The 13432-nt window shown below is 55.9% G+C and carries 12 protein-coding genes; 3 read left to right on the top strand and 9 right to left on the bottom strand.

The window, feature by feature from the left end; genetic code table 11:
• Positions 1 to 18 precede the first annotated feature (18 nt).
• From AC4LF3_RS17930 to AC4LF3_RS17895, 8 genes are all read right to left on the bottom strand, one after another.
• Positions 19 to 1941: a PrkA family serine protein kinase gene (locus AC4LF3_RS17930; RefSeq protein WP_122041480.1), complete on the bottom strand. Its 1923-nt coding sequence runs from the start codon at positions 1939 to 1941 to the stop codon at positions 19 to 21.
• A 259-nt stretch (positions 1942 to 2200) separates the two neighbouring features.
• The gene (gene glpE / locus AC4LF3_RS17925; protein ID WP_010795980.1) at positions 2201 to 2527 is read right to left on the bottom strand and encodes a thiosulfate sulfurtransferase GlpE; all 327 of its coding nucleotides are present in this window, start codon (positions 2525 to 2527) and stop codon (positions 2201 to 2203) included.
• 2 nt (positions 2528 to 2529) lie between these two features.
• Positions 2530 to 3351, bottom strand: coding sequence for a symmetrical bis(5'-nucleosyl)-tetraphosphatase (locus AC4LF3_RS17920; RefSeq protein WP_491836087.1), 822 nt, complete (start codon positions 3349 to 3351; stop codon positions 2530 to 2532).
• Positions 3351 to 3731 (bottom strand): Co2+/Mg2+ efflux protein ApaG, encoded by a 381-nt coding sequence (gene apaG, locus AC4LF3_RS17915; protein WP_010795978.1) that lies wholly within the window; start codon positions 3729 to 3731, stop codon positions 3351 to 3353. Before apaG ends, AC4LF3_RS17920 begins: the two co-directional genes overlap by 1 nt.
• A gap of 40 nt (positions 3732 to 3771) precedes the next feature.
• The gene (rsmA, locus tag AC4LF3_RS17910; RefSeq protein ID WP_491836086.1) at positions 3772 to 4575 is read right to left on the bottom strand and encodes a 16S rRNA (adenine(1518)-N(6)/adenine(1519)-N(6))-dimethyltransferase RsmA; all 804 of its coding nucleotides are present in this window, start codon (positions 4573 to 4575) and stop codon (positions 3772 to 3774) included.
• Positions 4568 to 5566, bottom strand: coding sequence for a 4-hydroxythreonine-4-phosphate dehydrogenase PdxA (pdxA, locus tag AC4LF3_RS17905; protein WP_491836085.1), 999 nt, complete (start codon positions 5564 to 5566; stop codon positions 4568 to 4570). The genes rsmA and pdxA overlap by 8 nt, the downstream gene beginning before the upstream one ends.
• Positions 5563 to 6858: a peptidylprolyl isomerase gene (locus tag AC4LF3_RS17900; RefSeq protein WP_491836084.1), complete on the bottom strand. Its 1296-nt coding sequence runs from the start codon at positions 6856 to 6858 to the stop codon at positions 5563 to 5565. Before AC4LF3_RS17900 ends, pdxA begins: the two co-directional genes overlap by 4 nt.
• A complete protein-coding gene (locus tag AC4LF3_RS17895; protein WP_491836083.1) occupies positions 6839 to 9652 on the bottom strand; it encodes an LPS-assembly protein LptD in 2814 nt (937 codons plus the stop codon). Before AC4LF3_RS17895 ends, AC4LF3_RS17900 begins: the two co-directional genes overlap by 20 nt.
• Positions 9653 to 9777: 125 nt before the next feature.
• Between AC4LF3_RS17895 and AC4LF3_RS17890 the strand changes: the two genes are divergently transcribed.
• From AC4LF3_RS17890 to AC4LF3_RS17880, 3 genes are read left to right on the top strand one after another with little or no spacing between them, the layout of a single operon-like run.
• Complete coding sequence (locus tag AC4LF3_RS17890; RefSeq protein ID WP_491836082.1) at positions 9778 to 10794, top strand: aminoglycoside phosphotransferase family protein; 1017 nt, start codon at positions 9778 to 9780, stop codon at positions 10792 to 10794.
• Complete coding sequence (murU, locus tag AC4LF3_RS17885) at positions 10791 to 11462, top strand: N-acetylmuramate alpha-1-phosphate uridylyltransferase MurU (RefSeq protein ID WP_491836081.1); 672 nt, start codon at positions 10791 to 10793, stop codon at positions 11460 to 11462. Before AC4LF3_RS17890 ends, murU begins: the two co-directional genes overlap by 4 nt.
• Positions 11462 to 12211, top strand: a complete 750-nt coding sequence (locus AC4LF3_RS17880; protein WP_074826831.1) for a DnaJ domain-containing protein — start codon at positions 11462 to 11464, stop codon at positions 12209 to 12211. Before murU ends, AC4LF3_RS17880 begins: the two co-directional genes overlap by 1 nt.
• On the opposite strand, the gene AC4LF3_RS17875 is transcribed toward AC4LF3_RS17880, so the two are convergent.
• Entirely contained in the window at positions 12208 to 13239 is a 1032-nt protein-coding gene (locus AC4LF3_RS17875) for an alpha/beta hydrolase family protein (protein ID WP_491836080.1), read from the bottom strand. The genes AC4LF3_RS17880 and AC4LF3_RS17875 overlap by 4 nt on opposite strands.
• Positions 13240 to 13432 lie beyond the last annotated feature (193 nt).

The raw sequence follows: 13432 nt of genomic DNA, 5'->3' as shown, positions 1-13432 counted from the left end.
ACGATACGACTGCGTTCTTTACTGCGATTTCCGTACCCGCAGATACCACTCGGACAGCAACCGCACTTGCTTCTCGGTATAGCCACGCTCGACCATGCGAGTCACGAAGTCGTTGTGTTTTTGTTGGTCCTCCTTGCTTGCCTTGGCGTTGAAGCTGATAACCGGCAGGAGATCCTCGGTGTTCGAGAACATCTTCTTCTCGATGACCGTGCGCAGCTTCTCGTAAGAAAGCCAGCTGGGATTCTTGCCATTGTTATTGGCACGCGCGCGCAGCACAAAGTTGACGATCTCGTTGCGGAAGTCTTTCGGGTTGCTGATGCCTGCCGGCTTCTCGATCTTCTCCAGCTCCTCGTTCAGCGCCGCGCGATTGAGAATTTCACCTGTTTCCGGGTCACGGTATTCCTGATCCTGAATCCAGAAATCGGCGTACAACACGTAGCGGTCAAAAATGTTCTGTCCGTATTCGCTGTACGATTCAAGGTAGGCGGTTTGAATCTCTTTGCCGATGAACTCGACATAACGAGGTGCCAAGTATTCCTTGATAAAGCGCATGTAGCGCTCGCGGACTTCTGCCGGAAACTGCTCCTGCTCGATCTGCTGCTCAAGCACATACAGCAAATGAACAGGGTTGGCTGCAATCTCGTTGGCATCGAAGTTGAAGACACGTGAAAGAATCTTAAAGGCAAAACGGGTCGACAAACCGTTCATGCCTTCATCGACACCTGCTGTGTCGCGATACTCCTGAATCGATTTGGCCTTGGGGTCGGTGTCCTTCAGGTTTTCACCGTCGTACACTCGCATCTTGGAGTAGATATTCGAGTTTTCAGGCTCTTTCAGGCGTGAAAGTACAGAAAACTGCGCCAACATTTTGAGCGTATCGGGCGCGCAATGAGCCTTGGATAGAGAGCTGTTAATGAGGAGCTTATCGTAGATCTTCATTTCATCCGAAACACGCAGGCAATACGGGACCTTGACGATGTAGATACGGTCGATGAAGGCCTCGTTATTCTTATTGTTACGGAAGGTATGCCATTCTGATTCGTTAGAGTGAGCCAGGATGATCCCGCTGTAGGGCAGGGCACCCAGACCTTCGGTACTGTTGTAGTTGCCTTCCTGAGTCGCGGTCAGGAGTGGGTGCAGCACCTTGATAGGTGCCTTGAACATTTCCACAAATTCCATCAAGCCTTGGTTGGCTCGGCATAAAGCGCCTGAGTAGCTATAGGCGTCTGCATCGTTTTGCGGATATTCCTCAAGCTTACGAATGTCGACCTTGCCGACAAGCGCGGAAATGTCCTGGTTGTTCTCATCGCCTGGCTCGGTCTTGGCGATAGCGATCTGGTTGAGGATGGAGGGGTGCAGCTTTACAACACGGAACTTGCTGATATCTCCGCCGAACTCCTGCAATCGCTTGGCTGCCCAAGGCGACATGATGCTACGCAGATAGTGGCGAGGAATGCCATAGTCCTCTTCAAGAATCTGGCCATCTTCATCAGGATTGAATAGGCCCAGCGGAGATTCAAAGACCGGAGAGTCCTTGATGGCATAGAACGGAATACGCTCGATCAGCTGCTTGAGCTTTTCCGCCAATGACGATTTACCGCCCCCTACAGGACCCAGGAGATAAAGAATTTGCTTTTTCTCTTCGAGGCCTTGGGCTGCGTGCCGAAAATACGAAACGATCTGCTCGATGCAATCTTCCATCCCGTGGAAGTCTGCAAAAGCAGGGTAACGACGGATCACCTTGTTGGAAAAGATGCGCGAAAGGCGCGGGTCGCTGGCGGTATCTACCAGCTCCGGTTCACCAATAGCCATGAGCATGCGCTCAGCGGCACTGGCATAGGCAGTACGGTCCTTCTTGCAGATCTCAAGATATTCCTGAAGGGAATATTCTTCCTGACGAGTCGCTTCGAAACGCCCCTGGAAGTGACTGAAAATGCTCATGACGTCTCCTCGCTGGATACCCTCGAGCCGGCTGGGATCGGTCGTACGCGTGCACGGAAAACAGCAACAGTCGACGGAGCAACCGTTTGGAATTCCCCCGAACACCTAATGGTCGTACCGATGGCCCGCCGGAAATCCGGCTCCCTGAATGGGAAGGCCTAATCCAAGAATAGTCCGATTATGGAGATGTGGAAGCCCCTCTTTGGACTTATGTGTAACGGGATCGTCAAAAGCGTGTGCTAAGCACTTGAAGGATCAATCAAAACGAGCCGCTTTCCGTCTCGTCGGGATATACGCTTCGCCAGACTTCGAAGCCGCCATCTAGGCTGTAGACTTCACTGAAGCCCTGCTGGGAAAAAAAGGCGGCAGCGCTCTGGCTTGAATGACCGTGATAGCACACGACAACCAGCGGCTGATCCATATCGGCCTGGGCCATGAAGTCGGGCAGGGTCTGGTTATCGATCCGCTGAGAGCCCGCAATATGCAGGGTGGCGTAGCTATGAGGGTCGCGGATATCCACAACTGTTGCGCCACGCTGGCGCAGCTCCAGCGCCTGTTCAGGATCAATGCAGTGAAACTCGCTCATCTTTAGCCTCCTTCCTGGCAGGCGCAACTGTGGCACTCGCCGGTATCGACATTCATTAAGGTCATTTTGTTGCCCCAGACACAGCCGGTATCCAGCGCAAACACGCCCGGCTCATCGCAGCGGCCTTCGAGTGCCGCCCAATGGCCAAAGATCAGCCGATGCTGACGCGTCAGACGACCAGGATGGCTGAACCAGGGGGCATAGCCGTCAGGCGCACTGCCGGAGGCTTCCTTGGTTTTCAGCTCCAGCGTGCCGTCCGGTGCGCAGAAACGCATGCGCGTCAGGTAGTTGGTAATAACGCGCCAGCGAGTAGCACCCTCCAGGCTCTCCTCCCAGAGTGCCGGCTCATTGCCGTACATACCGTCTATGAACTGTGGAAAGTGCTCATCATCCCGCAGAACAGTTTCTACTTCCTTGGCCAGGGAGAGTGCCTTCTCCAGCGTCCACTGCGGCGGCAGACCAGCATGAACCAGAATCGTATCGCGCGGCTCATCGTAATGAAGAAGCGGCTGCTGGCGAAGCCAGGAGAGCAGCTCGTCGCAGTCTGACGCCTTGAGGATCTTGCGCAGCGTATCGCTTTTCTTCATGCGTTCGGGATGGAGCGAAACCGCCAGAAGATGAAGGTCATGGTTGCCCAGTACGGTGACGATGGATTCCCGCATGTCATACAGGAAACGCAGCGTTTCCAGTGATTGCGGGCCACGGTTGACCAGGTCACCAACCAGCCAGAGACGGTCCTGCGCAGGATCGAAGTCTACTTCTTCGAGCAGGCACTTGAGCGGGTCAAGGCAACCTTGCAAGTCGCCAACGGCATAAAGCGTCATCAGTGTAAGGAACCTGGAACAGCGAGGCGGAAGGGCGCAATAACGGCATCGAAGGTATGGCCGTCACTGGCCTCCATCTGATAACTGCCACGCATACTGCCTACGCGGGTTTCGAGCACCGTACCGCTGCTGTATTGGTGCGTTGCTCCTGGTGCGAGTACAGGCTGTTCGCCTACCACGCCAGCACCGCGCACCTCCTGGGTCCGACCATTGCCATCGGTAATGATCCAGTGGCGTGCATGCAGCTGTGCCGGCAGGCTGCCCTCATTGGTAATGGTGACGTCATAGGCGAAGGCGAAGCGATTCTGCGCCTCCTGAGACTGCTCCGGCAGGTAGCGTGTGGAAACAGCCACTTTAATGGAATAGCGTGGGTCGGACACTGAGGCTGACCTCTTAAATATTCAGGTTATTCAGATGACCTTAGTTGCTCTGTGGCTGATCTGCCAAGGCATTGGCCAAGCGGACAAAGGCTGCGATATCGAGTTGCTCGGGGCGTAGACCCGGCTCAACGCCGGCAGCCTCGATGGCATCACTGTTCATGAGACTCTTGAGTGTATTGCGCAGAGTCTTGCGGCGCTGATTGAACGCTTCACGTACGACTCGCTCAAGCATCTTTGGATTTTTAGCGGTATACGGACGTTCGGTATGTGGAACAAGGCGCACAATGGCCGAATCCACCTTGGGTGGAGGATTGAATGCACCAGGGCCTACATTGAACAGGTGCTCAACGCGGCAATGGTATTGAACCATGATTGACAGACGTCCCCAATCGCCGCCGCCTGGCTCTGCTGCCAGCCGCTCGACGACTTCCTTCTGCAGCATGAAGTGCATGTCGGAGATAACGTCTGCATGGTCCAAAAGATGGAAGATCAATGGAGTGGAAATGTTGTAGGGCAGGTTGCCCACGACACGCAGCTTCTCGCCACTAACCAGTTCGGCAAAATTGAACTTGAGGGCATCACCCTGATGGAGGATGAACTGAGGGTTCAGGCCAAACTTTAGCTTGAGCAGGGGGATAAGATCCTGGTCAAGTTCTATGACATCTAGCGTTGCGCCACTGGACAGCAGTCCTTCCGTGAGCGCTCCTTGGCCAGGGCCGATTTCCAGCAGATGTTCACCTGCCTTTCCATTGATGGCGCGCAGAATGCGGTGGATGACGCCGGCATCATGAAGAAAATTCTGTCCAAAACGCTTGCGCGCCTTGTGTTGATAAAGCTCAGTCATTGATATGTGTTTCGGCCATTTGATAGGCCGTCTCCAGGGCAACGCTCAGGCTGCCGGTATCGACTTGGCCCGTTCCAGCCAGATCTAGGGCAGTACCATGGTCGACCGATGTACGAATGATCGGTAGGCCTAAGGTAATATTGACCGCGGCACCAAAGCCTTTGTGCTTGAGCACAGGCAGGCCCTGGTCGTGATACATGGCGAGCACGGCGTCGCAGTGATCGAGGTATTTGGGTGTGAATAGTGTATCAGCTGGCAAAGGGCCTATCAGTTCAAGACCTTCTTCACGCAACTGCTCAAGTGCAGGCTCGATGATCTCGATCTCTTCCCGGCCCAGGTGTCCGCCTTCGCCGGCGTGGGGATTGAGGCCACAGACCAGAATTCGCGGCTTCGGAATACCGAATTTCTCTTGCAGGTCGGCCTGAAGTATCCGTGCTACACCCTGGACACGCTCGCCAGTGATGGCGTCCGCCACTTCACGTAAGGGCAAGTGCGTAGTGACAAGCGCTACGCGCAGGCCCCTCGTTGCCAGCATCATGACAACCTGCGGAGTATGGGTCAGGTCGGCAAGAAATTCGGTATGTCCGGAGAACGCAACGCCTGCTTCATTGATCACGCCCTTGTGAACCGGTGCGGTAATCATGCCGGCAAAGTGGCCATTGAGGCAGCCCTGCGCGGCCCGAGTCAGGGTTTCCAGAACATAGTGACCATTGGCAGGGCTCAATTGGCCAGCCACCACGGGTGCGCCTAGTGGTGTGTCCCATACATAAAGCGCCCCGGCGTTAGTGGGCTGCACAGGCCAGTCAGATGGCGTAACGCTGATAAGGGAAATTGAGAGGCCGAGCTGCTGGGCTCGCTCGGCCAGTAGAGACTGGCTGGCAATAGCAATAAGAGGGTAGGGCTGAGGATGCTGGGCAAGCAGCAGGCAAAGGTCCGGACCAATGCCTGCTGGCTCCCCGGGCGTCAAAGCAAAGCGCTTTGGCCCTGTCACTTTTTGATTTCCACGTAAGCCTCGTCGCGGATCTGGCGCAGCCACAGCTGCAGCTCCTGATCGTACTTGCGGTTACGCAGAAGGTTGAGGGCTTGCTGTTGACGAACCTGCTCGCTGTTGTCCGTAGCACGACGACCCAGGACTTCCAGAATGTGCCAGCCATATTGCGTACGGAAAGGCTGAGACAGCTGGCCTGCAGAGGTGCTGTTCATGACCTCGCGGAACTCAGGTACCAGAGACTCCGGGTTGATCCAGTTCAGGTCGCCACCGTTAAGTGCCGAACCGGGATCTTCCGAAAAGCTCTTGGCCAGTTCGGCAAAGTCTTCACCACCCTCGATGCGCTCACGCAGGCGTTCCGCTAGACGACGTGTCTCCTCGTCACTGCGAATTTCGTTTGGCTTTAGCAGGATATGGCGAACATGAACTTCGTCAACCACCGAGCTTTCGCCGCCACGCTTGTCCTCAACCTTGAGGATGATAATACCGCCTGGTACACGAGCAGGCTCAGTGACGTCACCTGGCTTCATCGAGCTGATCATCTGATCGAAGGGAGGTGGAAGCTGGGCGGCTTTCCGCCAGCCTATCTCACCGCCATCCAAGGCGTTATCGCCAGCCGAGTTGGCAATGGCAAGCTCGCCAAAGTCAGCACCCTGACGAGCCTTGTTATAGATCTGCATGGCCTTTTGGCCAGCAGCCTGGATTTCACTGGAAGAAGCGCTATCCGCGACAGGAATCAGAATATTGGCCAGGCGGTATTCTTCTGATAGCTGGATGCGGCCCAAATCGGAGTTCAGGAAGTTCTGCACTTCCTGCTGACTGATTTGGATGCGCTGGGCCACCTGACGCTGCCGTACGCGACTGATAGTTAACTCACGACGTACCTGGTCGCGAACATCGTCATAGGTCAGGCCATCCTGAGCCAGCGCCTGACGAAACTGAGCCACGCTCAGTCCGTTGCGCTGAGCGATTGTGGCAACCGCCTGGTTTAGCTCGTCTTCCGAGATACGAATGCCGCTACGTTCAGCGATCTGCAGCTGTATGTCTTCCAGAATCAGCCGTTCCAGTACCTGATTTTCTACAGCACTGTCGGGCGGTACTTCGCCGCCCCGCTTGGCAATGTTCTGCTTCACCTCGGTCAGGCGCTGTCTGAGCTGACTCTCCATCACCACATCGTTGTCTACGATGGCAACCACTCGGTCCAGCGGTACCACGGCAGCATGGGCCATTGAGCTGATAGTCAGCGCCACACCTAAAGCAAGTGGGCGCATGGCGTTACATAGCTTGGTCTTCACGTTCACGATAGCCTTGAATGCCTTTATCCAGGAAGCCTTCGGTCTTGCCACCGAAGACGTTGCCGAGCCCTTTCAGGACGATCTGCAGGAAGACGCCGCGGTCAGACTTGGACGTTTGTGAGCTGTAGAAAGCATCATCATCCGTATCGACCCAGTAGCGGTTGATCAGACGCAGCTTCCAACAGCAGTTGTCATATTCGAAGCCGCCAAAGGCCTCGAGCGTACGGCTCTTGTTATAGTCGAATTGCCAGCGGGCAATAGCGGACCATTGCGGAACGATCGGCCAGATCACGGAGAAATCATGCTGATTGATTTTGTAATCATCGCTACTGTAAGCAAAACGGCCTAAATTAGGATCATAGACACGGGTGTTATTGCGGTAGCGATAGCCTGCGTTGACGATCTTCCGAGGATCGTTTTCCGGCTGGTAATGGAACATTACGCTGCCAGAGTCCGTGTGGTTAATGGTCGGATCCCAATTGAATTCACCATTGACGCGCCAGTCGCGATTAAAGCGGTACATACCGGCCAATGCATAAGGCGAGCGCCAGGAGTCAGCCTGAGGATTGTCGACGTCCTGGCCAAGGCTGCGGGCGTAAGCAATATCATCTTCCGTCAAACCTGGCAGCTGTACGCGGCGATCGCGGAAATAGAACAGCTGGCCAAAGCTGACATTGGCTCGTTCGAATCCACTTGGCTCAATGAATCGAGAGGTTGCGCCCAGTGCTAACTGATTGGCATCGCCAATCCGGTCCTTACCGGTAAAGCGATTGTCACGCCACAGGTAATCATAGCTGAAGGTGTACTCGCTGGTATCAAATACTGGGATGTCGTCCTGATCCTTGTACGGAACGTACAAGTATTTGGCTCGAGGCTCCAAGGTTTGCTTGCCACCCTCACCAAACAGATTGGACTCACGATCAAAATAAAGACCACTATCGATGCTTATGATCGGGACGGAGCGGCTTGGGCTGTCATTAAAGCTTTGTAGGCTGGAGCCAGAAAATTGCCGGCGCCCAGCTGATAATGGAGAGTTCAAATCGCTTTTGCCTTGGGCGTCAAGGTCCAAGTCGTAACGGGTGTAAGCATACCGAACAGATGGCGTCAGATAGCCCCAGCTGGCATTCATAGGTAAAGAAATACCAGGCTCAGCATGGATACGATCACCTTCAGCCCGCGTCAAACCAAACAGGTTTACATCTGGGCGTCGCCTAGTACCGATTTGCTCGTCATTATCATTAAATACAGGATATTCATCATCATCTAAGCTGCGCTCGAAGCGAACAAACTCGGTACCATAGGTAAATTGCAAGCCGCCTGGGTTGTAAGGCAAGCGTCCATCCAGCGTGACTTGAGGTAGGCGGTTATATGGTGTCACGTCGGATACCGTAGCCAGCTGGTAGGCCTGAGCGTTCAGGCGAGCCGTGTAAGTGTCGCCACGGTATGTCAGTTGGCCCTGCTGGTTGACGTAGGTGGGTTTGCTGATGCCTAGGTCGGTATCCAGATCCTGGAAGTAATACGGATCACTAATCTTGGTGTAATCGATTTCTGCCAGCCAACGCGAGTCCAGGCCTGTGCGGTTTTTCCAACCGTACAGCCAGCGCCTGTCCGTTGCTTCCGGCATGCCTTCATGATCATTTTCCTGATCGTTCAGGTACGCCGCGCTGATCTGACCTTCGCTGCTATGCGTCAGATAACGGAACTCACCTTCCATCATCAGGCCGCGCTTGGCCATGTAGCGTGGGTACAGAGTCGCGTCGTAATTGGGCGCCAGGTTGAAGTAATAGGGCGTTACGACGGTCAGACCGTTATCGCTCGACGAGGCAATAGTCGGCGGCAGGAAGCCTGACTGACGACGATTGTCGATCGGGAAATAAATGAACGGTGTATAGAGGACTGGAAAGTCCTTGACGCGCAAGGTCGCGTTAGTGGCATAGCCCAGGCCGGTCGCCGGGTTCAACGTGACGTTGTTGCCCTTGACGGTCCATGAGTTGCTGCCCGGCTCGCATGTTGTATAGGTACCGTCTTTCAGACGGATAATGGCGTCTTCGCCGCGCTTGACATACAGCGCGCTGCCCCGAATGCGGTTCTGGTGCACAACGTATTCGGCGTTATCCACCTGAACGGCGCCGTTGTCGAGTTGCACTTGAGCATTGTCGCCCACCACGAGCATGCCATTGTCACGGAACTTGACGTTACCGTTCAGCTCGCCCCGGTTTTCAGTTCGATGCAGGTTGGCCTCATTCGCCTCGACCTGCATATGACCTTGCCGCAGGATTACATCACCTGCGAGGGTGGCGGTTTGAGTCTCTTCCTGATAGCGAGACACCTTGGCGGTGACGTACGTCGGCGATTCGCTCATCGGCGTTTTGTCATTCATGCCGGGGCGCTGTGGCTCGACATAGGCGCCCGAGCAGTAGGGGCCTGTTTCCGCCAGCTGCGCAGGGGTCAGCTTTTCACGCGGCACCCAATCCAGATGGCTATAGTCCGCGCTTCGGGAAGCAAGGCCTCGGCCTTCGCTCTCGGTGACCAGCGTCTTCTCCGGCTCGCGGGCGGCTGCGTTCTGCGGGCCATCGCCTGCACTGACAGCCGACTCTGTATGAGCTGGGCGGGGAGGCACATTACTCGTGGCCTCGGTAGTATTACACGCCCAGCCGCCTGTGGCGGAAGGAGCGCAGTTGAACTGCTGGGCTGCCGGGGCAGCAAGAACGGAGGTCAGCGGCTGAAAAGCCAGCAGACTGCCAGTAACCAGCAAGGGAAACTTTCTGCGAAACGCGGGGGATTTCACGGCCATCCTTAAAGTTATCCTGCGCGCCATCGGCCCGGAAACGGACCGCAGGCCTCTCGATGGGCTCAAAAAGATATCGGATAATAAAGCATGACCTGCGCAACGGCTAGGGCCGAGGGAAACCGTTATAAATGTCTGAAGATGTTCGCTTTACCCAACTCTGTCAGTGGCTGGACGCGTGTCTGCCTGAATTGTTCAATAAAAAAGGCTGGGGAGCGCCTGGAGAAGGCGAGCTGACCCCCGCCAGTAGCGATGCAAGTTTTCGTCGTTATTTTCGCTGGGAATGTGACGGCCGTACCCTGATCGTTATGGATGCACCACCTCCACAGGAAGACTGCCGGCCGTTTGTGCATGTGGCCGCGCTACTGGCCAAGGCCGGTGTGCATGTGCCGGAAATCCTGGCTCAGGATATAGAACAGGGCTTTTTACTGCTGGATGATCTAGGGCGGCAAACATACCTTGACGTCCTGACATCCAATAATGCCGACGCGCTTTTTAATGACGCTTTGAGTGCGTTATTGACCTATCAGGTTCTTCCGACGGAAGGTCGTCTGCCAGAGTACAACCGCGCCCTGTTGGCACGTGAGCTACAGCTATTTCCTGACTGGTATGTCCGCTACGTTCTTGATCATCGCTTCGATGCGGCGCAACAGGACGCGTGGGAGTCGGTCTGTGAGCTGCTGATTGACAGCGCACTGGCGCAGCCGCGCGTCTTGGTACATCGCGATTACATGCCGCGCAACTTGATGGCCAGTATGCCAAATCCGGGTGTCCTGGATTTTCAGGATGCGGTATACGGCCCGATTACCTATGACGTGACCTGCCTTTTCAAGGATGCCTTCCTGAGTTGGCCGGAGGAGCGTGTCAGAGGGTGGCTCGAAACTTACTGGACCCGTGCCCGGCAGCAAGGCTTGCCGGTTGGCGAGGATTTTGAAGATTTTTACCGAGCCAGCGACCTGATGGGCGTACAACGACACCTCAAGGTCATCGGGATCTTTGCGCGCATTTGCCATCGAGACGGCAAGCCCAAGTATTTGGCTGACGTGCCGCGTTTCTTCGCCTATATAGAGGCGGTTATCGCGCGGCGCCCTGAACTCGCGCCTTTGAGGGCCTTGCTCGCCGAGCTTCGGGAGGCCTCTACCATATGAAAGCTATGATTCTTGCAGCAGGGCGTGGGGAGCGGCTTCGCCCGCTTACCTTGCATACCCCGAAGCCTTTGGTTAAAGCATGCGGAGTGCCGTTGATCGAATATCAGATTCGGGCTTTGAAAACGGCTGGCTTCAACGATTTCGTCATCAACCATGCGTGGATGGGGCAGCAGATAGAAGACTACCTGCAAGATGGCTCGCGGTTAGGCGTCAGCATCGTGTATTCGTCTGAAGGTGAGCCGCTGGAAACCGGCGGCGGCATCTTCAAGGCGCTTCCTCTGTTAGGCAAAGAGCCTTTCTTGGTGGCTAATGGCGATATCTGGACGGATTACGACTATCGGCCGTTACAGCTGACCGCCGGCGATTTAGCGCATCTGATTTTGGTCGATAACCCTCTTCACCACCCTGAAGGGGATTTCTTTTTGAGTAATGGACGCGTGGTTGAAGCTGGCGAGGCTTGCGACAGGTTTACCTACAGCGGTATTGCAATACTGCATCCCGATCTATTTCGCACCTGCGAGGCAGGCGCCTTCAAGTTGGCGCCTGTACTGCGCGCAGCCATTGCAGAGGGGCGCGTCAGCGGGACGCTGCATACCGGTCGTTGGGTCGATGTAGGAACCCATGAGCGGCTGGCAGAAGTCGAGCAACTGATCGAGGCGAGCGCCTAGTGTTCTGGCCATGGCCTTTAACGCTGTCCGGGGCGCTTACCGGCTGGGCGGCAGCCGATCTTTCTGGGGCATTGCTGGGTGCAATGTTAGGGCATGCGGCCGAGCGTAAGCTGGGACTCACCTCCTGGTCTGCGCTGCGCCTGCGGCTGGGGCAGGTTGGTTTTGAGCATCAGCTCTTGTTTGAACTGCTCGGCCATCTGGCCAAGGCAGGGGGGCAAGTGTCGACGGCACATATTCGCCAGGCTGAAGGTGAAATTAAGCGATTGGGTTTGGACGTTGAGGGCCGCCGCCGTGCAATCGCTGCGTTCAATCAGGGTAAAACGGCAGTTCGCTCGGCTCGTACCCGGCTGGCTGCAGCGGAAAGTCAGGCTGAAATTATCATTCGTGCCTGTTGGCGAATGGTATGGGTGAACGGCAGCGTCCGGCCTGGTGAGCGGGACCTGATCCGGCAATGGGGATTGTGGGCCGGGCTCTCACAAACGCGAGTAGATGAACTGCAGCCCATGCGGTCAGCGAAGAAGCCGCGGGCAAACAATGGCTATAAAGAGGCCTTGGCGCTGCTAGGGGTAAGCGAGAGCAGCGATAGCAAAAGTATCAAGCAAGCCTATCGGCGATTGCTCAGCAGGCATCATCCCGACAAGGTTCAAGGTGCCGGCGCCAATAAATATGTGGTTCAGGAGGCAGCGGAAAAAACCGCTGCCTTGCACGCAGCCTATCGGCTTATCAAAGAACGGCATGGCTTTCGTTAGGGCGCAGGCTGCTCTCCGCCGCCTGCCGCTATGTGTGTGCTAAGCCAGCCTCGCACACGACGATACAACTGTTCCTGCTCATCGGAGGGGTCGCCGGGAATCGTCTTTAGGGCAACCTGGGTGTAATCGCTGGCCTGTTCCCGCTTGGCAGCCTGGCGGCGCTGCTGGGCTGAGGCTTGAGCGATCGAAGACTGGTTATGATAGAAGTCGCCTGTTGCTACCTTGAGCTTGGGCACGATCGCATCCAGATTTGAGCCCGAATTAACCGGTGCCTTGCCATCAATGATAATCAAGTGATGAAGCTCGCTGGGCTCTCGTTCAGCGAGGTAGCGAGCTGCCCAATAGGCTCCGGTACCGTGACCGAGCAGAATCACCTGCTTGGAGCCTCGCTGTAGCGCAAAGTCGATTCCGGCCGCCAGTCTAGCCATGACGCCCTCCGCATAGGCATCCTGCAATGCTTTGGCATCCGAGGGTGCCTTGCCTGCCTGTGCGGGTTCGCCACTACCTATTTCAGCTTGGGTTTCAGGTGTTGGTGCGGTGCCGGTCACACCTTCTACGGGTGTGGGGGACGCACCCTCTGCAGTGGATGCATCGGCATCGGCAGGAGCAGAAGTCGCCCCATTGGCGTTACGCGGCAGTGGAGCCTGGTTTTGCGGGTCGGGCAGGGTCAGACTAAGTGTCTGCCAACCTTCGTCGGGCAATTTTTGCCTGAGTGGGCTGATGGTGTTGGGCCAGTCAGCGGACTCGCCATCGCCCGGTATCAGGACGATCGTTCCCTGAGGCTGGGCAGTATTGGCAGGTTTCCATAACGCCAGGAATTGCTCGTTGTCCGCCGTCAGGGTCTGCTGCTCGCTTTTGGGGAGCGTGCGCTCCAGCGCCTGCGCAGTATCCTGACTGCGTCCAATCGGAGCTGCTCGTTCGGCAGCAGGGGCTGGCGGGGTAGTAGCTTCTTCGGCAGAGGCATTGTTGGCCATGCCAAGAGCAATCAGCAGCAGGGTCTTGTTGAACACACCGGGTCGGCTAAACATGAAGTGCACTTCGTCCTGTCCAGAATGGGCGGAAGACTAATCACCTTTGGTCATGCTGTCATGGGCGATGTCTACCGCGGCACGCAAATAAGAGGCATCTACTTGCACTGACCGCCACAAGCGGCAAGTGTGCCCTGCAAGATGTGCTGTGCAAGACAGCAGCGGGGAGAAATGCCGGTTGTCAGCTCTCTAA

This window comes from Pseudomonas sp. C2.3V (genome assembly GCF_058536325.1).
This window is presented reverse-complemented; position numbering and strand designations above follow the sequence as displayed.